Origin of the sequence: Marinobacterium lacunae, from assembly GCF_000705555.1 — a bacterium.
Classification (GTDB): Bacteria; Pseudomonadota; Gammaproteobacteria; order Pseudomonadales; family Balneatricaceae; genus Marinobacterium_D; species Marinobacterium_D lacunae.
The window spans coordinates 100,960-121,378 of sequence record NZ_JMQN01000011.1; the positions used below are offsets into that span (position 1 = coordinate 100,960).

At 56.6% G+C, this 20,419-nt stretch carries 20 protein-coding genes and 1 pseudogene; 6 read left to right on the forward strand and 15 right to left on the reverse strand.

Annotated elements, in window-relative coordinates:
* Positions 1–12: 12 nt before the first annotated feature.
* The 3 genes from dmpE to ADIMK_RS01580 form a co-directional block, all read right to left on the reverse strand.
* A complete protein-coding gene (dmpE, locus tag ADIMK_RS01570; protein ID WP_036182774.1) occupies positions 13–798 on the reverse strand; it encodes a 2-oxopent-4-enoate hydratase in 786 nt (261 codons plus the stop codon).
* Between the two features lie 101 nt (positions 799–899).
* Positions 900–2,360: a 2-hydroxymuconic semialdehyde dehydrogenase gene (locus ADIMK_RS01575; protein ID WP_036182776.1), complete on the reverse strand. Its 1,461-nt coding sequence runs from the start codon at positions 2,358–2,360 to the stop codon at positions 900–902.
* Between the two features lie 162 nt (positions 2,361–2,522).
* On the reverse strand, positions 2,523–3,413 hold the full coding sequence (locus ADIMK_RS01580; protein WP_036182778.1) for a LysR family transcriptional regulator: 891 nt from the start codon (positions 3,411–3,413) through the stop codon (positions 2,523–2,525).
* 135 nt (positions 3,414–3,548) lie between these two features.
* Between ADIMK_RS01580 and ADIMK_RS01585 the strand changes: the two genes are divergently transcribed.
* Entirely contained in the window at positions 3,549–4,136 is a 588-nt protein-coding gene (locus ADIMK_RS01585) for an antibiotic biosynthesis monooxygenase (protein WP_051692308.1), read from the forward strand.
* Positions 4,137–4,212: 76 nt separating this feature from the next.
* On the opposite strand, the gene ADIMK_RS01590 is transcribed toward ADIMK_RS01585, so the two are convergent.
* From ADIMK_RS01590 to ADIMK_RS01625, 8 genes are all read right to left on the reverse strand, one after another.
* Positions 4,213–5,136 carry a catechol 2,3-dioxygenase gene (locus tag ADIMK_RS01590; RefSeq protein WP_036182780.1) on the reverse strand — a complete coding sequence of 308 codons (924 nt, stop codon included), beginning with the start codon at positions 5,134–5,136 and terminating at the stop codon, positions 4,213–4,215.
* A 17-nt stretch (positions 5,137–5,153) separates the two neighbouring features.
* Positions 5,154–5,531 (reverse strand): 2Fe-2S iron-sulfur cluster-binding protein, encoded by a 378-nt coding sequence (locus tag ADIMK_RS01595; protein WP_197027449.1) that lies wholly within the window; start codon positions 5,529–5,531, stop codon positions 5,154–5,156.
* A 390-nt stretch (positions 5,532–5,921) separates the two neighbouring features.
* Entirely contained in the window at positions 5,922–6,983 is a 1,062-nt protein-coding gene (locus tag ADIMK_RS01600; protein ID WP_036182781.1) for an NADH:ubiquinone reductase (Na(+)-transporting) subunit F, read from the reverse strand.
* A 23-nt stretch (positions 6,984–7,006) separates the two neighbouring features.
* Complete coding sequence (locus ADIMK_RS01605; RefSeq protein ID WP_036182782.1) at positions 7,007–7,369, reverse strand: phenol hydroxylase subunit P4; 363 nt, start codon at positions 7,367–7,369, stop codon at positions 7,007–7,009.
* Between the two features lie 63 nt (positions 7,370–7,432).
* Positions 7,433–8,935 (reverse strand): aromatic/alkene/methane monooxygenase hydroxylase/oxygenase subunit alpha, encoded by a 1,503-nt coding sequence (locus ADIMK_RS01610; RefSeq protein ID WP_036182783.1) that lies wholly within the window; start codon positions 8,933–8,935, stop codon positions 7,433–7,435.
* Between the two features lie 34 nt (positions 8,936–8,969).
* Positions 8,970–9,239 (reverse strand): MmoB/DmpM family protein, encoded by a 270-nt coding sequence (locus ADIMK_RS01615; protein WP_036182784.1) that lies wholly within the window; start codon positions 9,237–9,239, stop codon positions 8,970–8,972.
* An 11-nt stretch (positions 9,240–9,250) separates the two neighbouring features.
* Complete coding sequence (locus tag ADIMK_RS01620; RefSeq protein ID WP_036182785.1) at positions 9,251–10,246, reverse strand: aromatic/alkene monooxygenase hydroxylase subunit beta; 996 nt, start codon at positions 10,244–10,246, stop codon at positions 9,251–9,253.
* Positions 10,247–10,318: 72 nt separating this feature from the next.
* Positions 10,319–10,624: a phenol hydroxylase subunit gene (locus tag ADIMK_RS01625; protein ID WP_051692309.1), complete on the reverse strand. Its 306-nt coding sequence runs from the start codon at positions 10,622–10,624 to the stop codon at positions 10,319–10,321.
* A 388-nt stretch (positions 10,625–11,012) separates the two neighbouring features.
* On the opposite strand from ADIMK_RS01625, the gene ADIMK_RS01630 reads away from it, so the two are divergent.
* From ADIMK_RS01630 to ADIMK_RS01645, 4 genes are all read left to right on the forward strand, one after another.
* Positions 11,013–12,725, forward strand: coding sequence for a sigma-54-dependent Fis family transcriptional regulator (locus ADIMK_RS01630; RefSeq protein WP_036182787.1), 1,713 nt, complete (start codon positions 11,013–11,015; stop codon positions 12,723–12,725).
* A gap of 78 nt (positions 12,726–12,803) precedes the next feature.
* The gene (locus tag ADIMK_RS01635) at positions 12,804–13,523 is read left to right on the forward strand and encodes a 16S rRNA (uracil(1498)-N(3))-methyltransferase (protein ID WP_036183179.1); all 720 of its coding nucleotides are present in this window, start codon (positions 12,804–12,806) and stop codon (positions 13,521–13,523) included.
* Positions 13,524–13,776: 253 nt separating this feature from the next.
* Positions 13,777–14,802 (forward strand): Fe(3+) ABC transporter substrate-binding protein, encoded by a 1,026-nt coding sequence (locus ADIMK_RS01640; RefSeq protein ID WP_036182789.1) that lies wholly within the window; start codon positions 13,777–13,779, stop codon positions 14,800–14,802.
* Positions 14,803–14,882: 80 nt separating this feature from the next.
* The gene (locus ADIMK_RS01645) at positions 14,883–16,511 is read left to right on the forward strand and encodes an ABC transporter permease (protein WP_231516976.1); all 1,629 of its coding nucleotides are present in this window, start codon (positions 14,883–14,885) and stop codon (positions 16,509–16,511) included.
* 57 nt (positions 16,512–16,568) lie between these two features.
* Here ADIMK_RS01645 and ADIMK_RS01650 read toward each other — a convergent pair whose 3' ends face one another.
* Together ADIMK_RS01650 and ampD are read right to left on the reverse strand one after the other, a co-directional pair.
* Entirely contained in the window at positions 16,569–17,621 is a 1,053-nt protein-coding gene (locus ADIMK_RS01650; RefSeq protein WP_036182793.1) for an ABC transporter ATP-binding protein, read from the reverse strand.
* A gap of 74 nt (positions 17,622–17,695) precedes the next feature.
* Positions 17,696–18,262 carry a 1,6-anhydro-N-acetylmuramyl-L-alanine amidase AmpD gene (gene ampD, locus ADIMK_RS01655; protein ID WP_051692311.1) on the reverse strand — a complete coding sequence of 189 codons (567 nt, stop codon included), beginning with the start codon at positions 18,260–18,262 and terminating at the stop codon, positions 17,696–17,698.
* A 91-nt stretch (positions 18,263–18,353) separates the two neighbouring features.
* On the opposite strand from ampD, the gene nadC reads away from it, so the two are divergent.
* Positions 18,354–19,193, forward strand: a complete 840-nt coding sequence (gene nadC / locus ADIMK_RS01660; protein WP_197027450.1) for a carboxylating nicotinate-nucleotide diphosphorylase — start codon at positions 18,354–18,356, stop codon at positions 19,191–19,193.
* A 78-nt stretch (positions 19,194–19,271) separates the two neighbouring features.
* On the opposite strand, the gene ADIMK_RS01665 is transcribed toward nadC, so the two are convergent.
* Positions 19,272–19,619: a hypothetical protein gene (locus tag ADIMK_RS01665; protein WP_036182795.1), complete on the reverse strand. Its 348-nt coding sequence runs from the start codon at positions 19,617–19,619 to the stop codon at positions 19,272–19,274.
* A 510-nt stretch (positions 19,620–20,129) separates the two neighbouring features.
* Positions 20,130–20,232: pseudogene (locus tag ADIMK_RS22395) on the reverse strand (prepilin-type N-terminal cleavage/methylation domain-containing protein); the annotation flags it as partial.
* Positions 20,233–20,419: the final 187 nt, after the last annotated feature.

Below are 20,419 nucleotides of genomic sequence, written 5' to 3' on the forward strand. Positions count from 1 at the left end.
CTACCTCAGGAATCAGACGAAGCGCACCGATGCGGAACCGATGCCGCCGATGGACACGCTCATGAAGTCACCCGCCTTGACCGGCTCCAGCGGCACCAGCGATCCGGAGAGAATCACCTCACCCGCTTTCAGCGGAATACCGAACTGGCCCAGCATATTGGCCAACCAGGCCACACAGTTAACAGGGCTGCCCAGCGCCGCAGCACCGGCACCGGTTGAAAGCAGAGAGCCGTTTTTCTCGACCACCATGCCGCAGGTGGTCAGATCCACCTTGCGCGGGTCAACGGCTGAGTCACCCAGCACGAACAGGCCGCAGGAGGCGTTGTCCGCCACGGTGTCCTGAATCTTGATCTGCCAGTTCTCGATACGGGAGTCGACAACCTCGAAGCAGGGCATGACGCACTCGGTAGCCGCCAGTACATCGGCGTTGGTAACGCCCGGGCCCATCAGATCCCGTTTCAGGATGAAGGCGATCTCGCCCTCCGCCTTAGGCTGGATAAGACGCTCGCTGATCGGCATCTCCTGCCCCTGGCTGAACGCCATGGTGTCGGTCAGGTAACCAAAGTCGGGCTGGCCAACCTTCAGCATGTTCTGCACCGCCTTGGAGGTGAGACCGATCTTCTTGCCGATGATCTTCTCGCCCGCTTCGACACGGCGTTCGATCATGCGCAGAGAGATGTGGTAGGCATCCTCGATCGTGATGTCATCGAAACGCTCGGTGAACGGGCGCAGCGTGGTGCGATTGATCAGAGCGTTGTAGAGCTCATCACCGCAAGCCTGTATCTGTTGGGTATCCATAAGCGCTCTTCTTTTATCGTTAATGGATCGATTGGCCTGTATTCAGGCCGAGTCTGGCCAGGGCGCGTGGTATCCACGCACCCGGAACCGGGAGTTTAGGGTTACAGCTTGATGCAGATGTTCTTCAGCTCGGTGTAGAACTCGAGGCCATGGACCCCGCCTTCGCGACCGATACCGGACTGCTTGGCGCCACCGAAGGCGGTGCGCAGGTCACGCAGGAACCAGGAGTTGACCCAGACGATACCGGCTTCCATCTGCTCGGCTACCCGCACGGCACGTGCCGAGTTTTCGGTCCAGATCGCCGCCGCCAAACCGTAGTTGGTATCGTTGGCCAGCGCGATCACCTCCTCTTCGGAATCGAAGGGGCGGATGTGACAGCAAGGACCGAAGATCTCTTCGCGGATAACGCGGGCATCGTCGGAGAGTCCAGTCCAGATGGTCGGCTCGATCCAGGCGCCATCGTTAAGCTCAGCGCCCATATCCGGAATACCACCGCCGATCTCGACCGTCGCGCCCTCTTCCACTGCCAGATCGTAGTAGTACTTCACCTTCTGGCGGTGTTCCTGGCTGACCAGCGGACCAAAGTTGGCGCTCTTGTCTTCAGGACGACCCAGTTTCAGCTTGGCAACCTCTTCCTTCATACGTGCAAGGAACTGGTCGAATATCGCGCGTTCCACATAGACACGCTCGGTACCCAGGCACACCTGACCGCAGTTGACGAAGGCAGAACGCATGGTGCCCTCGACCGCCTTTTCGATATCGCAATCGGCAAAGACGATGCCGGGGTTCTTGCCACCGCACTCAAGCGAGATGTTGCGCAGACCAACGGAAGCGGCCTTCATGATCGCCTCGCCGGTGCGGGTCTCACCTGTAAAGGTGATCGCATCCACCAGCGGATGGGTGGTTAGGAATTCACCGGCTGAATCGGGACCGAAGCCATGCACCACGTTGAATACGCCCGGCGGTACGCCGCACTCGTTCATCACCTCACCGAGCAGCGTGGTCGTTGCCGGTGTCTCTTCCGAGGGCTTCACCACCACGGTATTACCGCAGGCCAGAGCAGGACCGACTTTCCAGGTCATCAGCAGCAGCGGCAGGTTCCAGGGGGAGATCACCGCAATCACGCCCTTCGGGGTGCGGTGGCCAATATTCATAGCCCCCTTGCCATCGGGCGTATCGAGACGGAACGCTTCGGTAGGATGGTTCGCCAGCGTCTCGGAGAACGCCTTGAAGTTCGCCGCGCCGCGGGGAATATCGATGTGGCTGGCAATGCTGTGCGGCTTGCCGGTATCACGGCACTCGGCGTCGAGGAACTCGTCAAAACGCTCGTTGATGCGATCGGCGACCTTGTTCAGCAGTGCGATACGCTGTGCCTGTGTCAGCTTGCCCCAGGGACCTTTCAGCGCAGCCTTGGCGGCTTTAACGGCAGCGTCCACCTCTTCGCGGCCCGCTTCGTGGACCAGTCCGATCAGACTGTTGTCGACCGGGCAGCGGTTCTCAAAGGTCTTGCCGCTGAGGGACGCAGAGTATTCGCCGTTAATAAAATGTTTGAACTCTTTCATTGTTGTGCCTCTTCACCCGAAAAGTCATACAGCCTTGATGCTTTCGAGTATAACGATGCACTTTCACGAAAGAAGGGACAAAAACGAGATCAGATGTTCCCATCCTTGGGAGTATCTGCGGGCAAGACATACAAAAATGGGACAAAAACCATCAAGGGAGGATTAGCTGCTCACGCCCGTCTCGCGTACCTTGTTGATAACAAAGTCGATAAAGGCCCGCGTCTTGACCGGCAGACTCTCGCGGTGGGGATACATGATATGCACCGGCTTGCTCTGCAGCGACCAGTCGTCGAGCAGAGAGCGAATCTCGCCACTCTCCAGTGCATTCTGCACCACATAACGGGGCAGGCATGCAGCACCGATACCCCGCTTGACCGCCTCCTTGGCGAACATGATCTCATCTGTGCGCAGATGAGCCTTGGGCGTATAGGTTACCGCGTGTCCATCGCGGTCATGGAAACGCCAGAATGCGGTGCGTTTCAGCACGATCAGCGGCAGCTTGGCCAGATCCTCCGGCGATTGGGGATCACCAAACTGTTCAACTAGGCTGGGGTTGGCACACATCACCATGGCACTGTCGAACAACGGCCTCGACACCCAGTCGTTCAGCGTCACTTCACCCAGGCGGAAGGCGATATCGATGCTGTTCTTGACCAGATCAACGTTTTCGTTGCTGAGGAACATCTCCACCGAGATTTTGGGGTTCTGTTCCATGAATTCGAACACCCACTCCTTGACGTAGTAGTGGCCGAAGCTGACCGGCGCCGTCACCTTGATATCGCCGGACAGGGAGGAGAGCTCGCTGTTCACATCCTCAACGCGGGTTTCCAGATCGTTGATCACACCCGAGAGTGTGCTGTAGAAACGTTGCCCCGATTCGGTCAGACCGAACTTCTTGGCGCTGCGATGGATCAGCTTATAGCCAAGCTCCTGCTCGAACGCCTGCATACGCCGGCTGAGTGTAGAGGTAGGAATATCCAGATACTTGGCCGCCGCGACGAGGCTGCCCTTTTCCACAACCTTGATGAAGTAATACAGATCCTGATAGTTCACACCCACCTCAATAATGGAATTTCAGCTTTCCAGCGGCGCTGTGGATAAACCTGCGCCCACTTTTATTATTGTTGCAATCAACATTTATATCACAGAGCGCGTCACCTGCGCCCCTTAGCCAAAGGATGCCCATCGATGAATACCGCGTCTTCAGAAATAGATCGGGACGGGGCGGTGACCGTCGTCATCTCCCGCCGTGTGGTAAAAGGCCAGGAGTCGGAGTTCGAGCGCCTCAGTTCCGAGATGACCGAGCGTGCCTCCCACTTTCCCGGCCATCTGGGCACCAACATGTTTCGTCCGGCAAGCTCTCAGGACCCGGAATACCGCATCATCTTCCGCTTCGCAAGCCGAGAAGACCTGGAGGCTTGGGACCGCTCACCGGCGCGTGCCGAGATGCTCGAGCAGATCGAACCGCTGCTGGTCACGCCCACTCAGCGCGAAGTGCTCGAAGGCATCACCACCTGGTTTACGCTGCCGGGCCAGAACCCGGTACAGCCGCCGCCCAAATACAAGATGACCATCGTCAGTTGGCTGGCACTCTACCCGACAGTCACACTGATATTTTTCCTGTTCGGGGATCTGTTGGCCGACATTCCATTATTGCTGCGCACGATGATCGTCACCGCCGTGGTCATGGTCGCGATGTCCTACCTGCTGATGCCCCGTTTTACCCGCTGGTTTGCATTCTGGTTGTTCCCCAAGCGCGAGCGCGGCGTTCGCTAACAAACCTCATCACCTCAAAAAAAATCAAACCCCGCTCAGCCGCAACTGAGTGGGGTTTTGTTTTAGCCTGACCCGATCAGGTCAGTACGGTCAGGAAGCGCTCGTTGAGCACGCGATCGTGGTAGAAAATCGCCTTGCCCAGCTTGTCGGCATCCCAGGTGACCGGCTCATGATCGGGATAGTGGTAGTCACCACCAGCAAACACCTCTGAACGGTTACCCGACGGATCAAAGAAGTAGATCGTCTTGCCGTGGGTCAGGCCGTGACGGGTAGGACCAATATCGATGGAGGTATCGGTCATGGAGATCAGATCGGCCGCGCGCAGCACATCCTCCCAGGTTTCCAGAAAGAAAGACGCGTGGTGGAGCTTGCCCGGTTCCGGATGCTCAATAAACGCCACATCGTGCGCCTTCATGCTGACGGTGAGGAAGCCCGCCAGACGGGTGCCTTCGCCATCGAGCACCTGCTCGGCCAGATCAAAGCCCAGCACTTCGCGGAACAGATCGATGGTGCCGGCGATGTTTGGTCCATACAGCAGGCAGTGGTCGAAACGGGTCGCCTTCATGCCGGTCAGGTTGCGCGGCCAGGCCTCGGGGTTGTGGTTGCCCACCTCCCACTTGCCGGTCTGCTCCTTGGTAGCGAAGATCTCGAACAGGTGCCCGGTCGGGGAGTCAAAACGCACACGGCGGCCGCAGCCTTTGAGCTCACCTTCGGGGATATCCTCCACCTTGCAGCCGTATTCGATCAGCTCCTGACGCAGCTGCTCAACGGCGCCTTCGTTAACACACTTGTAGCCGACAAAGTCCATGCCTGCAGAATCCGCCTCGCGAAGTACTACGGAGAACTTGTCCACTTCGGTCCAGCCTTTGAGGTAAACCCTGCCCTGATCGTCACGATCAACCTCAATAAGGCCGAGCAGATCCCGGTAGTGGGCAACGGCTTCCTCCATATCGAGCACACGCAACTGGATGTGGCCCGGACGCATTACACCTTTTTTCATCTCTGCTATTCCTGTCGTTATTTTAATTCTGCCTGAGAAAGGCTGACTGACCGGGCCGGCTGGTAACCGGTGGCCAAAGGGAGGGGCTCAGGGCGGATGCACAGATCGCTACGGGCGAAGATACGACAGGCCAGGACTATGCCTTCGGCCTCATCCTCTTCGCTTATCCAGGCACGGCTCATCCGTTTGCTCTCATAGTCGCCATCGAGCACACGGATACGGCATTTACCGCAACCGCCGCCGCGACAGCCGACTCCGATTACACTCTCACGCGCCTGCTCCATCGCCACCAGCAGGTTCACCGTTGACGACGCCGTGAACTGCGCCTCGCCGTCATGAACGCTGATTTGATAGGTTTCGGCTTTCGTTGCCTGACTCGCCATATGACTGTTCATCTCACTGCCTGTTGTTATTTTTCGTGCACAGGAACATCTGGGGTTTATGTTCAGAAGTCTTGTGCATCTTCGGCTTTCTTCCAATTGGAGAGCAACGCATATGCCAACGACGGAAAATTCGAAGAGCAAGAGATGAATATTTATATCTTATTGTTTTATAAATACTTTATTTAATTAAAAAGAATAGATCAGTGGTTAAATTCAACTTATGGGATCATTAATTCCCGCATTTGATTCACTAAATGATCAACTGAATATTATCTGTTAACGATTTGCTTAAACCGCGAATTGATAGAGGCGCTCTACCCCTGACAGCGAAGATCCGGTATATCAACTCCGGCAATTAAAAACGGGGCTAAAAGCCCCGTTTTTAATTGCCGATCACGCAGATCAGATCCGTTTGAACAGCGCCGAGCGACTGGTCTCTTCACTGCCATCGGCGGCTGTGAAGAACCGCTCCATGTGGATATCACGCTCGAACAAACGTCCTTGCATCAGCGTGGTGATTGCCGCATCGATCATCGGCGGAGGCCCGCACAGGTAAGCCTTGTGGCCGCTAAAGCGGTTATCGAAGTGCGCCTTGGCCGCCTCATGCACGAAGCCGGTAAAACCCGTCCACTCATCTTCCGGCAATGGCGCGTTCAGGGCCGGTATATAGTGGAAGTTGCTGTGCGCTTGCGCCAGCACCTCGAAGATCTCCCGATTATAGAGCTCGGCCACATTCCGCGCGCCCTGAAACAGGTAGATCTGCCGGGTATCGCCCTGCTCCAGCATATCCAGAATCATCGACTGTGGGCTTGAAAGCCCAGAGCCGCCGGCAATGAAGATCGCATCCTGTTCATCCGACTTGCGCACGAAAAACTGGCCATAGGGGCCGGAGATATCCAGCGTATCGCCAACGCCCAGCTGCTCGTGCAGCCAGGTGGTACCGGCGCCACCTGGCACCTTGCGCACATGCAGCTCAAGACAGTCGCTGTCACTGGGCTTATTGGCGATGGAGAAGGCACGAGTGCCTTCGACGCCGGGGATGCGCAGGTTGATGTACTGTCCGGCCTGAAACTCCATCCCACGATCGAGCTTGAACCAGATCCCCTTGATGGTGGGTGAGAGATCGCGGATTTCGCTAACGGTGCCGACGAAATCCCGCACCGGGAACCCTTCAAAATCGGGGTCCACATCGATATCCGCCTCGATGGTCATGTCAGATTCCGGCATGGCGCAGCAGGCCAGCACCTTGCCCTCGTCCCGTTCCATATCCATCAGCGCGAAGGGAGAAGCGTTACCCACATCCGCTTCGCCTTCGAGTACCTGTACCTTGCAGGTTGCACAGGTGCCGTGACCACAGGCAAAGGGCAACCAGACCCCCTGGCGCAGGGCAGCGTCCAGAATGGTCTGCCCCTCCTCCACCTCGATCACATCGCCGGTGGGTTCGATGGTGACTTCATAGCTCATACTCTTTACCTCTAAATGCCCCCTCAGACGCCTGCGTCCTGAAAACCTTTCAGGTCCGGGGTCTGAAAACGCAGCAGGGATTTATGGTCAATTCCCTGATCGATCAGCGCCACATCCAGCTGCGGCACAAATGACTCACCGTTGAGCAGCCAGGTGGTGTGCGCCCAGTCGATCTGCGGCCACTCGGGATGGGGTTCAAACCCTTCCGCCATCACCTCGTCGCGCAGCTGACGAAAGGTCATCGTCGGCGGCACCGGAAAGGCAAAGGCGGCGCAGAACATCAGATGATGGTCCCAGCCCGCATATACAATCTGGTTACCGTGGAAGTTCTCGACGCGGTCACGCACCACGCCGGTATAGTTGGGGGTATAAGCATGTACTGGCATTGTTTTTATCCTCATATCGGGGGCTGTTAGCGCCCCCTCATGCAATCGGTTGGCCGGGGGCGCTTAAGCTACGCCCTTCCATTGCTTCCACCGCTTCTCGTCCGGCGATCCCTTGATATCCAGGTTGTCTGCGCCCAGATTCATCTTGTAGTACTCGCCCAAGACCTGCTCGACACCGGGACCTCCGCAGTTGCCTTGGAAGATCTGGTGTACCGGCAGCCAGGACTGCACAAACTTCTCCGGTTCATCCTTGAAGATGTCGCAGCAACCATCCGAGCAGAAGTGGTAACGCTCGCCCTTGTAGACGGTGTCGCGGTAGGAGATCTGGGTTGGATCGCTCATCTCGGTGAACAGCATCGGGATCTGGCAGGTGGTGCACAGCTGCGGCAGCGCCTTGGTGTAGAAACGCTTACCCTCAGCCTCCAGCTTGCGCGCCAGCTCCCAGCGCGGGCGGTAGTACTTGTCGAAGGTGTCGGGGTACTTCTCGCTCAGCCAGTCCATCTCTTCGTCGGTGGGGATCCAGGTATGGAAACCGGCGGCATGACCGTGGGTATAGAAGGTCCACCAGGTCTGATGAGAGACATGCTCCTTCTCTTTGTCGATCAGCTCGGCATACTTGGGCATGGTGATCCCATATCGGGCCAGATCCTTGAACAGGGCGCCCCCGGCCTCTTCGAAGTAGACCTCCCAGGCCTCTTTCCAGCTCATCACCTTGTTGGGCAGCATGTAGTCCATCATCATCCCCACCAGACTGAGCAGGCGGGTGCCACGCCAGAACCACTTGTCGATCCACTTCTGCACGATCGGCACGTTGTCCTCATGCTGCTCGAGCAGGAATTTGATCACCTCGAGCCCTAACGTCATATGGCGCGCCTCGTCGGACTGCGCGGAGAAGCCGAAGGTCACCGTGGCCATATCGCCGTTGTAGGCGGCCCCGGACATGAAGGGTACGAACAGCAGGTTGGTCAGCACGTATTCGAAGCTGAAGCCGATAGCAACGAGGAATTCGAACGGGCCTGCACTGCGCGCATCGTGGAAGAAGGAGGTGGGCACCGACAGGTACCAGACGCGGTCCTGCATGTGCGACCAGTTCTGGAAGCCATCGAAGAACTTGTTGTAGTGGCTCATGGCATGAACCTGGGTCTGCACGTGACGCAGCTCATCCAGCGACTGCATCTGGCAGGCCACTCGGGCACCGACGCCGCCGTATTGGCGACCGATATGGGCAAAGCCCTGATGGGCCTGATACTCCTGCGGTGAGATACCGGTCAGGAACAGTTTGATCGCGTTAACGTAGCGCGGGTCGGAGACATTGAGCTGACCGTTGTTCTGGGCAAAAGCGTCGAAGATGGCGTAGAGCTTCTTCTCCTTCTCGGACTGGTATTTCCAGTAGGCATCCATAGTCAGGCGGAAGGGGTCTTCCCACTTGGACCAGTCGGTGATTTTGATCCCCTCGAACTCTTCGAACGGAAACGCCGCTTTGCGATCCTGATAGGAGAACTCCCAATCCAGATCGCGCGTCAGCAGGCTGTATTTGTCTTTAAGACTCAGTTTTTTCGCGGCCATTGCGGTTTACCTTTTTATTCTGTTTTAACGCCGGTTATACGTTCCAGGTCAGGCTCAGCTGATCGTCGTCCTCGTCGACGTTGCCACCGAGCGTGATCAGATTCAGGTGCAACTCCGGTACCTCCCAATCACGCCCCAGCTTCTCCTCCACCGTTTCACGCTTGACCACCAGATGGCCCTCGGCCTCAATGCGGATCATCGCCGGGTTGTGTATAACCGTGACCTCCGGGTTGTCCTCTTCGATCGCCTCGACGATGTAGCGGGAGACGTCGTTGTCCTGCAGTGCGATATAAACTTTTGACATGGAGTTGCTCCTCACTGGATACCGGCTTTCGCCACACGTTTGTCGAGTACAGCCAGCGCTTCACTCAACGCATCGCCCTTGTGAGAGCCGCCCAGCATCTCCTCGGCCAACGGGGCCAACGCCTCGGCGGCCTTACCGCGCCAGCTTTCGATCCATCCGGCCATCAGCGTGCGGTTGGCATCGGATTCGGCAGCAGCTGTCTTGGTCACCGCATCGACCCAGCGGGTGGTGTCTTTGCTCCACTCCTGCATGAACTCGGTGAGCATGGCGATATCCTGGCCGCCCTTAGCGGTCAGCTTCTGGTCGAGCTGGTTGTAAAACAGCTCGCCGATCAGGGTGTCGATCACCAGATCCTGGGCCAGGAACAACTCGAACCAGTCCTGAGTCACCAGAGTTTCTTCACACAGTGCACGCATCCCCTGCCAGACCGGCTCATCCATCCACAGCGCCTTGGCCTGTTTCAGCGCATCGCCACTGTTGCCATCCAGCATCAGGCCGATGCGCGACAGGTACTGGGCGATACCCAGACGATCCATCCCGTTGAACAGCAGCGCCTGGGTGATCGCGGTGCCGTAGCCATAGGCGGTGCCGTACATGTTGTTGAGGTTGGCGGTATGCTCAACATGGCGTAGCGGCACCAGATAACGCACCACCTCGGCGCGCACCTCATCACTGAGGCTGGCCACCAGATTGCGCTTGTCGAAGAAGGCGTAGTTACTCTCGGCCACCTCCTGCATCTTGGCGCGCTGCTGCACGTAGGTGCCGTAGTAGAACTGGCGTGGATCCTTGAACGCATACCAATCCGACATCACCAGTGCCGTGCGGCTCGGATCGTTCAGCTCATGCTCGGGGTCCCAATAGGGGCGGTAGTGGAAGTTGGTCTCGGCCTGAACGTCGTAGGTCGCTTCCTGATAGCGGGTGGCCGGCTTGTCACCGAAGCGCTGTTCGATATGCGCGAAGGTATTGCGTACCGGTTCCAGCGTTGAGGTTTTGATTTCAATGGTCATTGAACTCTATCCCAGCTGATTTGTTGTTATTGGGGTGATCGTGTTTTGGAACGTGTCGGTTAAGCCTGAAGATCAGGTGCGGGCGTGGTTGGTCGCCATCAGCGTCTCTTCGCCGTAGCGCCACTTCTGCATTTCGCTGTCCACTGCCGCGATCTGTTCGAGCGTCATGTGCACGACAGCGTTGATCTCACAGAACTTCTTAAATGCGCCGTGTGGCAGCACCAGTTCGACAAAGAGGCTCGGATCGCCAATGGCGAAATCGAATTCGACGAAGCGGGCATCGGGCTCGCTGCGGACCCGGATATATTTGATCCGGGGATCGAAGGCATCGCGTTGGGGGGCGTTGCCGTTGACGGGGCGTAGTGTTGGTCGGCTCATCGTTTTTGTTCTCGTTGTCGATGGGGCTGAAACTCCAGCTTTCGCTTTCCCTATCGCAACGGCCATGCCAGCGCGCGCAACAACGCCCTCAACATCGCAACAAAAACCGAATATCACGTTGTTTTTAAATGTCTTTTATTTTATTTCAGGCAAGTTTTAGCGATCCAAACCATATTTCGGGGTGTCGTGAGATAAGGTGCGACCTAAGCAAATGATTAAATTTATAAACGGGGAATTTGATCATTTGCTGAGATGTCGGGCAGAAAAAAACAGTGCCACCAAAGCCTAACGCTCTGCCCCCTTCCATTAATCGCCAAAATCATTCAAGAATAAAAAGGTGTCCCGATAAACGCTCCGTCAGGAGCTCTGGCCGGTATAAAAACAAACAATGGCTATAGACAACGATCTACATCTTCCCGAGCAGGAAGACCTACTCTCGCAAATCCGTTTCGACAGCGAGCACGGAAAAATCTGGTTCAACGAGCAGCGCATGCTGATGATCCATTCCAGCGTCATGGGCCTGCTGCGCAAGGAGCTGGTTGAGACGCTCGGCGTCGAGCGCGCCCGTGGTTTCCTGATCCGTTTTGGATATCACTCCGGCTGGAAAGATGCGGAGCTGGTCAGAAAGGTTCGCCCCAATGCACCGCCCCACGAGGCGTTCTTTGTCGGGCCCCAACTGCACAACATCAAGGGGATGGTCCGCGTAGAACCCGTTGAGCTTGATTTCGACGTGGATAGCGGCAAGTTCCACGGTGTTTTTGACTGGTTCGACTCATATGAAGCGGAGGTACACCTGCACGATTTCGGTGTCTCCGACCACCCGATCTGCTGGACGCTGATCGGTTACGCCAGCGGATATACAACCTATTACATGGGCCGGAGAATCATCTTCAAGGAGACACAATGTGCCGCGGCCGGGGCTGATCATTGCCGCATTGAGGGACGCCCACTGGAGGAGTGGGACAACCACGCAGAACTGGAGCGTTACCTGATGCCGGATCCGATTGCCGAGGAGCTGTTTGCACTTCGATCCGAGCTCAGTGAACTGCGTGAGAACTTCGTCAACCTGGATCAGGACGATGCACTGCTGATCAACTCGGTGGGACGCTCGGGCGCCTTTCGCAACGTCTGCAACCTGATCCGCCGCGCCTCCACCAGCCGGGTCACCGTATTGCTGCAGGGCGAGACCGGTGTCGGCAAGGAGGTCGTTGCACGCGGCCTACACGAAAGCTCGGAGCGCGCCGACAAACCGTTCGTCGCCGTCAACTGCGCCTGCATCCCCCCGGAGCTGATCGAGGCGGAACTGTTCGGTGTCGAAAAAGGTGCCTATACCGGCGCCACCCAGTCCCGCGAGGGTAAATTCGAGCGCGCCAATCACGGCACTATTTTCCTTGATGAGGTGGTCGAACTTCCCCCTCGTGCTCAGGCCGCACTACTGCGGGTATTGCAGGAAAGCGAGTTTGAACGCGTCGGCGATACCCGCACCCGTCGCATCGATGTGCGTGTCGTGGCGGCAGCCAACGAGGATCTTGAGGAGGCGGTCAGCAAGGGTAAATTCCGCGCCGACCTGTTTTACCGGCTCAATGTCTATCCGGTGCATATCCCGCCGCTGCGCGATCGCACCGAAGATATCCCGCTGCTGATCAACCACTTTCTCAACAAGTACAACAACCTCTACCACAAGCGCACACTGGGGGTTTCCGACCGGGCGCTGAACTCGCTGCTGAACTACAAGTGGCCGGGCAATATCCGTGAACTGGAAAACATGATCGAGCGGGGCGTAATACTCACCGACAACAACCACACCATCGACATGGAGTCGTTTTTCCCCTCCCTGTCAGAACCAAGCCACCCGCTGAATGTGATCAATAAGAGCGGAAAACTGGCCTGTGACAAAGGCGCTCTCGGCACAACAGTCGCGGGGGATTCCAACCTGCCCGCCCAATTGCTGCAGGAGGGATTCAGTCTGGAGGGGCTTGAACAGAAGCTGATACGGGAGGCGATGGCACAATCCTCCGGCAACATATCCGCCGCCGCACGCCGGCTCGGTATGACCCGGCCGCAACTCGCCTACCGCATCAAAAAGTTCGAGGAGAGCTAAGGCCGCTGTCAGTGGTGAGCAAAGAGGCGTAAAATTGCGCCTTTGCATTTTGCACCCGCCGACGACCGAATATCCGAAATGAACCTGATACTGCTGTTTGACGAGGACTTTATCGCCCCCGACCGGGTCCGTCTGCACGATAGGCGTCTCACCCATATGCTGGAGGTTCACAAGCCCGAAGTCGGCGAGCAGCTAAGGGTCGGCCTGCTGAACGGCGCGATAGGACTGGGTCGGGTCCTCTCTCTGTCCGCTCATGAGGCCGAGCTTCAGGTCGAACTGGACAGGGAACCACCGGCGCCTCTGCCTCTGACGTTGATACTGGCGCTCCCACGTCCCAAAATGCTCAAGCGCACCTTGCAGACCGTGGCCACCATGGGTGTAAAAGAGCTCTGGCTGATCAACTCCTACCGTGTAGATAAAAGCTACTGGAGCTCGCCCCTGCTTTCGGAACAAAGTATCCGTGAACACCTGTTGCTGGGGCTCGAACAGGCCGGTGATACCCACCTGCCCGAGGTGCATCTGCGCAAGCGCTTCAAACCCTTTGTTGAAGACGAACTGCCCGCTATCTGCACAGGCAAACGCGCGCTGCTGGCCCACCCCTATAACGCATCCCCCTGCCCGGCACCGGCTGACGAACCTACTGTGCTGGCAGTCGGTCCAGAGGGCGGCTTCATCCAATACGAAGTTGAAAAAATGCTTGAGGCGGGGCTGTCGCCGATACATCTGGGCCCTCGAATACTGCGTGTTGAAACGGCAGTCCCGGTTCTGTTGGCAAAGCTCTTTCCATTACCAACCTGATGCCTGCTCACCCGGAGTACATTCTATTGATCCAGATCAATATTTCAGTCATACGATAGAGAAGCACCGCTATCTGTGGCTCGAAAACCACACCGGATAACGCTTAAACTTGGAACGTAAATAAGAATCAGATGCACCTGCATTGACTCCCGACTTAAAAATGATAACAATTCGCATTAGGTTTTAACCGTTTGGAAACTCCATGTAGCCCAAACGGCTTATGAAATGTTTCACCGGATCAGGAGAGTAAAACGTGACTATTCGAAAAGCCCTGCTTTCAGCCGCTATCCTTGGCTCTACATTTGGCACCGCCGCACAGGCTGAAGAGGTCAATGTCTACTCTTTCCGTCAGGAGTTTCTGCTCAAGCCCTTGCTGGAAGCGTTTACTGCCGATACCGGCATCAAGGTCAATGTAGTGTTCGCCAACAAGGGCCTCCTGGAGCGTATCGAGCACGAAGGCCGCAATACACCGGCTGACCTGCTGCTCACGGCCGATATCGGCCCGCTGTACGATGCCGTGGAGCGCGATCTGGTTGTACCGATCAAGAGCGATGTTATCGAGCGCAATGTTCCGGCCCACTTCCGGGCCGAAGATGGCAAATGGGTAGGTCTGACCAGCCGCGCCCGCATCATCTACGCCTCAAAAGAGCGCGTTAAAGAGGGCGAGATCACCCGCTACGAAGATCTGGCAGATCCCAAATGGAAAGGCCGTATCTGCACACGCAGCGGCAAGCACACCTATAACCTGTCGCTGATCGGTTCCATGATCGCCCACCACGGTGAAGCGGAAACCGAAAAATGGCTGATGGCCGTGAAAGAGAATCTGGCACGTAAACCTCAGGGCAACGACCGCTCACAGGTCAAGGCGATCAAAGAGGGCGTGTGCGATCTGGCCCTGGGCAACAGCTATTACTACGGCAAGATGGCCACCAACGAGAAGCAGCCGGAACAGAAAGAGTGGGCCGCCTCCGCCAACTTGGTGTTCCCGAATCAGGATGATCGCGGCACTCACATGAATATCTCAGGTGCAGCACTGACCAAGTACGCACCGCACCCGGAAGCGGCGGTCAAACTGGTTGAGTACCTGACTCAGAAGAGTGCACAGGAACTCTATGCGCAAGCAAACTTCGAGTTCCCGGTACGCCCGAACACGCCCTGGTCCGAACTGCTCGAGGAGAAGATGAGCGGCTTCAAGGGTGATGAGATCAATCTCGGCAAGGTAGCCGCAGAGCGTGCCGCCGCAGCCAAGATGGTCGACAAGGTCGGCTTCGATAACTGATCATCCGGGGTAAAACGATGAATGCCGCAGTCGATTCCGTGGTAGCCGATCCAGGTACAGGGCTCCGCCTCAGGGGTCTCATGCCGGGCTGGTACGGTGTCGGCTGGGGCACGGCGTTGCTGGTGATGCTCCCAGTGCTGGCGATTCTCTGGCTGGCACTGTTCCCAACCGAAAATATCTGGCCCCATCTGGCGTCGACTGTCCTGCCGGTTTACATCAAATCCACACTGATTCTGATGGTGGGTACTGGCGCGCTGTCCGTGGCCATTGGGGTCGGCACGGCGTGGCTGGTAACGCTTTGCAACTTTCCGGGCCGACGCCTGTTTGAATGGGCGCTGTTGCTGCCCTTTGCGATCCCGGCCTATGTCATCGCCTATATTTATACCGACCTGCTGGAATACGCAGGCCCCATACAGATCATGCTGCGTGATCTGTTTGGCTGGCAGAGCGCCCGGGATTACTGGTTCCCCGAAATACGCTCCATGGGCGGCGCAATCGCGATGCTGACACTGGTGCTGTATCCCTATGTCTATCTTCTGGCCAGGGCAAGCTTCCTTGAACAGTCGATGAGTATTCGTGACGCCAGTCGTATGCTGGGGTGCACACCCTGGCAAAGCTTTATACGCGTATCCCTGCCCATATCCCGCCCCGCCATCGCTGTGGGGCTTTCGCTTGTTTCAATGGAGACAATCAACGATTTCGGGACGGTCGACTACTTCGCGGTCAAAAGCATGACCGCCGGCATTTATGATGCCTGGCTGAACATGGGCAACGTAGGCGCGGCCGCCCAGATCGCCAGCCTGATGATGATATTCGTGGTGCTGCTGATTACGCTTGAGCGCCTGGCACGCGCCAAGTCACGACAGTTCAGCAGTGCCGACCGCTACCGCACGATCGAGCGCTACCGGCTCTCGACGGGGCGTGCATGGGCGTGCACCCTCGCCTGCACCACTCCAGTCGTATTCGGCTTTCTGGTGCCCTTCTTAAGTCTTGTGGATATGTCGCTGGCTCATCTGGATCAGTTCACCGATAACGACTTTCTCAGCTATGCGAGCAACAGTTTTTCACTCTCCGTCAGTAGCGCGCTGCTGGCATTAAGTATCGCGATCGTACTGGCCTACAGTAAGCGACTCTACGCCAACCGCCGTTCACTGCAGTTTGCCGCGCGTATGAGCAACCTTGGCTACGCACTTCCAGGAGCGGTGCTGGCCATTGGTGTCATCGTGCCGCTGGCGGCTTTTGATAATAGCGTCGATGCTTTTATGCGCAGCCATTTCGATATCAGTACAGGGCTGCTGTTAAGCGGAACGCCGTTTGCTCTGGTATTTGCTTACTGCGTACGCTTTCTGGCGGTATCCGGCGGCTCGGTGGATTCATCGCTTGGCAAGGTGACGCCCAACATGGATATGGCGGCCCGATCGCTCGGCGCCAATACCCTTCGCACCCTGCGCGAAGTGCATCTCCCCCTGATCAAAGGAGGGTTGCTCACAGCGCTGCTGGTGGTATTCGTCGACTGTATGAAAGAGCTGCCGGCCACACTGATTCTGCGGCCGTTCAACTACGATACGCTGGCAACCTTTGTGTATCAGTACGCCTCGGATGAGCGCATTGAAGAGTGCTCACCCGCTGCGCTGCTGATCGTACTGGTCGGTATCATCCCAGTTATTTTGTTGAGCCGCACCATCACAGCCACTCGCAAGAGCCGCTAAGTAAGATCCCGGAAGGCTGTGAACAACGGCCAACCTTCCGGCTATCGCGATAACGTATTAAGCGTTAAAAAAGACAATGGGGCGGTGAGGCGCCACATGCACGCCTAAGCGCCCCCCAATCGGGTAGCGATGCATGCCACTCTCACACGCCTCGAGCACCAATCCCGAGTTCAACTGAAGACGATACAGTGTCTGGCTGCCCTGAAACTCGCAGCTCAGCACTTCAGCCTCTACCCCGCCCTCTCGCGTCAGCTGTATGTCGCCCGGGCGCAAAAACAGCTTGAGCGGCTGGTTCGATTCACCATCAACCATGAACGGCTCGGCAAACTCCAGCTCGCCCAGTTCGCAATTCAGGCGATCAGGGCCGAGGGAGACCCCGTCGACAAGCACCCCTTTACCCACGAAAGCGGCCACCTCAGGCGTTGCCGGTTGGTAAAATAGCTCTTCAGGTGTGCCCCACTGCTGCACGCGCCCGGCAGACAGTACGCCCAGGCGATCGCTGATGGTGAACGCTTCCTGCTGATCGTGGGTGACCATGATCGCCGCAATCTTCTGTCGCTTCAGAATACGGCGCATTTCGGCCGACAGCTGACGGCGCAGATCTGCATCCAGATTGGAGAAGGGCTCGTCCATCAACAGCAATCGGGGCTTGGGCGCCAAAGCACGGGCCAGCGCCACACGCTGCTGCTGCCCGCCGGAGAGCTCATGAGGGTAACGTTTACCCAGATCCGGCAGCTCGACCAGTTCAAGCACTTCGGCAACCAGAGCCTGCTTCTCGGCGCGACTCAGGCCTTTAAGCCCAAAGGCGATGTTATCGGCGATGGTCAGGTGCGGAAAAAGTGCATAATCCTGAAAGACCATTCCCATGCCCCGCCGTTCAGGGGGCACAACCGCTTCGGCACTGCTGATAACCTCGCCGTCGATTCGTATCTGCCCGCTCTCAGGTTCAATGAACCCGGCGATTGCACGCAGCACTGTGGTTTTGCCGCAACCACTGGGGCCAAGAAGACACGCGATTTCGCCCTGCTCGATTGAAAAACTGACCGAATGTAAAACAGGCTGCCCTTGATAGGCACACTGGAGTTGATCAACTGCAAGAAGCTCGCGCATACAACCTCGAATCGATCCCTGATCGGATCATGCCAAAATAACCACACAAGTAGACTATGAATGATAATTGAAAATCATTCTTGATTACCAGACAGAGTATCCCTATATCGCCTCCAATCGAAAGCAGGGCCCGGATCGCTCTTGCGCCCCGGCGCGATATCGCTGTGTCCGCAGATTCTATCCGGCTGAATCTCCGGATAAGCCCGCATCAGCGCTCTGGATACACCCAGCAGCACCTCGTACTGCCGGTCGGTATAGGGGGTGTCATCCGTCCCCTCCAGCTCGATCCCGATGGAGAAATCATTGCACGCCTCCCTGCCCTCAAAGCATGAGCGGCCTGCATGCCAGGCTCGCTGATCGAAGGGGACGAACTGGGTCACCCGACCTTCACGGTCAATCAAAAGATGCGCAGAGACCTCCAGTTGATGGATCTCCCGGTAATAGGGATGCTCATGCGGGTCGAGACAGTTGGTGAATAGCTGTCGAATGCCAAGGCCACCAAACTGCCCCGGCGGCAGGCTGATGTTGTGAATCACCAGCAACGAAATCTCGCCGTTTGGCCGTTCGTTGCAGTTCGGTGAAGGGCAGTAGTCGGCCGCTATCAGCCGATGATTCTCCACAACATAATGATTCTCGGACATGGGTTACTCAACTACAGCGTAAAGGGCTAGAATATCGGCCCCGAACCCGGGTCGCAATGCGCCCTACACCGCCTACACAGTGGAGATCCCGATGCTGAACCTCGCCGACCTCAAAGCCGTCATTGAAGAGAATGTGCGTGCTGCCCTCGCCGAAGATATCGGCAGTGGCGATATCACAGCGGATCTCATTCCGGCACAGCAGCACGCCTCGGGCCGGGTGATCAGTCGTGAAGCGGCCACCATCAGTGGCGTAGCCTGGGTTAACGAGGTGTTTCGCCAGGTTGACCCCAGCGTTGTAGTGGAGTGGCAGGTCAGCGATGGCGAGCAGGTAAAACCCGACCAGACGCTGTTCACACTAAAAGGCTCAGCACGTTCGCTGCTGACCGGTGAGCGCGCGGCACTTAACTTCCTGCAGACACTCTCGGGCACCGCGACCGTCAGCCGCGCTTACGCCGATCGTGTAGCGGGCACCGGCGTTAAACTGCTCGATACCCGCAAAACCCTGCCGGGCCTTCGTATGGCGCAAAAATATGCCGTTACCTGCGGCGGCTGCTTCAATCACCGTATCGGCCTATATGATGCATTCCTGATCAAAGAGAACCACATCATGGCCTGTGGGGGAATCAAGGAAGCGATCAGCAGTGCGCAAACCTTGCACCCGGGCAAGCCTGTTGAGGTTGAGGTGGAAACCCGCGGCCAACTGGAAGAGGCGCTGGAGGCCGGGGCCGATATCATTATGCTCGATAACTTTTCCACCGAGCAGATGAAAGAGGCGGTGCAGTTCACGGCAGGTCGCGCCAAGCTTGAAGCCTCGGGCGGCATTACCGATGAGACACTGGTGGAGTTTGCGAAAACCGGTGTGGATTACATCTCGATCGGCGCACTTACCAAGCACTGCCGCGCCATCGATCTTTCCATGCGCCTGCTCTGAGCCTTCAGCACCCTTCACTATGCCGGCGGGTGGGTTTGAATACCCACCCAGCCCACTCAAGCCGACAGTGTCAGATCACTACTCGCACTGGGCAGCGCCAACCTGCACCCACTCATCATCATTCTGAATCTGCAGCACATCGTACACCTCAACCTCGGCTGGGCTAATACCGTGCTTGAGCATCAGGTTGCATACCCGACGTGCCGCTGAATCGCGGTTGGTGCCATCGGGAATCACCCCCACACCCAAACGGTGGCCTTTATCCCACCAAACAGGACGGGCAGGAAAGGTAGAGTCTTGGGAGAGCTCGGCTTCGACTCTTGCACGCACATCTGACGGCACCTCGATTTTTCCTGATTCGATGTACCAAGTGACGACGACACTCAGCACCACAAGAAACAGTATTAGAATTCTGGTATTTACCACTCAATGCTCTTAAACAAAAATAATTATATTGGGTAAAATTCAAGAGTTGCCGCACCGAATCGATTCGGGCTGTGCTCTAAAACTCGAATAATAAATAGATTCCCTGAAAACAAAAAGGGCTGTGAACACAGCCCTTTTAAAACAGTTCACTCAACCGATATTAACGCTCAGGACAACGCTCTGCACTAATACCCGCAGTACACTGCAGATCCCAAGTGATGTTATCACTGTCGGAGTGGATAGTACCCACGAGGTCAATCTGGTCAGCTGTTCCGTCAACGTCTACTTCACTATCCAGAATCAGACGTACGGTTACCGCTGTGCTAGACGGGTTCTGAATGCTAGAAACTCCTGTCAAATGAGAACCGTTCAATTGCGTTTTGAAACCGTAGTTGCTCAGCGCCGGCGCAGCCAGAGAAGCAGTAACAGCGCCAATTTCGCTGAAGTATGATTCAACTGCCAACTTATTCGCGGACATGATAGTCGGCGCTTCTGACAGCTTTGAACGAATCGTGTAGTTCTGATAAGCCGGCAGCGCGATTGCAGCCAGAATACCGATGATCGCAACAACGATCATCAATTCAATAAGGGTGAAGCCCTGTTGTTTTTTCATAGTCATCGTCATCTCTCCAGCGAGTTAAAGTCCTTATTCCAAGACCACTAGACCTAAGCAAGAGCGGTGCCATATATGGCCACGCCTTAATCCATGCGGCCTGCAGCGGTCCAGCCGGGAAGAGCATAGGGCAAAGTCTGACACTTTGTCACCCCCTGCGTCAGATTTTGACAAACTGGCGTTTGAA

Excerpts from the sequence above, each read along its gene's own strand:
- dmpE (WP_036182774.1), bottom strand. The coding sequence starts at position 798 with ATGGATACCCAACAGATACAGGCTTGCGGTGATGAGCTCTACAACGCT.
- ADIMK_RS01575 (WP_036182776.1), bottom strand. The coding sequence starts at position 2,360 with ATGAAAGAGTTCAAACATTTTATTAACGGCGAATACTCTGCGTCCCTC.
- ADIMK_RS01585 (WP_051692308.1), top strand. The coding sequence starts at position 3,549 with ATGAATACCGCGTCTTCAGAAATAGATCGGGACGGGGCGGTGACCGTC.
- ADIMK_RS01590 (WP_036182780.1), bottom strand. The coding sequence starts at position 5,136 with ATGAAAAAAGGTGTAATGCGTCCGGGCCACATCCAGTTGCGTGTGCTC.
- ADIMK_RS01595 (WP_197027449.1), bottom strand. The coding sequence starts at position 5,531 with ATGAACAGTCATATGGCGAGTCAGGCAACGAAAGCCGAAACCTATCAA.
- ADIMK_RS01600 (WP_036182781.1), bottom strand. The coding sequence starts at position 6,983 with ATGAGCTATGAAGTCACCATCGAACCCACCGGCGATGTGATCGAGGTG.
- ADIMK_RS01605 (WP_036182782.1), bottom strand. The coding sequence starts at position 7,369 with ATGCCAGTACATGCTTATACCCCCAACTATACCGGCGTGGTGCGTGAC.
- ADIMK_RS01610 (WP_036182783.1), bottom strand. The coding sequence starts at position 8,935 with ATGGCCGCGAAAAAACTGAGTCTTAAAGACAAATACAGCCTGCTGACG.
- ADIMK_RS01615 (WP_036182784.1), bottom strand. The coding sequence starts at position 9,239 with ATGTCAAAAGTTTATATCGCACTGCAGGACAACGACGTCTCCCGCTAC.
- ADIMK_RS01620 (WP_036182785.1), bottom strand. The coding sequence starts at position 10,246 with ATGACCATTGAAATCAAAACCTCAACGCTGGAACCGGTACGCAATACC.
- ADIMK_RS01625 (WP_051692309.1), bottom strand. The coding sequence starts at position 10,624 with ATGAGCCGACCAACACTACGCCCCGTCAACGGCAACGCCCCCCAACGC.
- ADIMK_RS01630 (WP_036182787.1), top strand. The coding sequence starts at position 11,013 with ATGGCTATAGACAACGATCTACATCTTCCCGAGCAGGAAGACCTACTC.
- ADIMK_RS01635 (WP_036183179.1), top strand. The coding sequence starts at position 12,804 with ATGAACCTGATACTGCTGTTTGACGAGGACTTTATCGCCCCCGACCGG.
- ADIMK_RS01645 (WP_231516976.1), top strand. The coding sequence starts at position 14,883 with ATGCCGGGCTGGTACGGTGTCGGCTGGGGCACGGCGTTGCTGGTGATG.
- ADIMK_RS01650 (WP_036182793.1), bottom strand. The coding sequence starts at position 17,621 with ATGCGCGAGCTTCTTGCAGTTGATCAACTCCAGTGTGCCTATCAAGGG.
- ampD (WP_051692311.1), bottom strand. The coding sequence starts at position 18,262 with ATGTCCGAGAATCATTATGTTGTGGAGAATCATCGGCTGATAGCGGCC.
- nadC (WP_197027450.1), top strand. The coding sequence starts at position 18,354 with ATGCTGAACCTCGCCGACCTCAAAGCCGTCATTGAAGAGAATGTGCGT.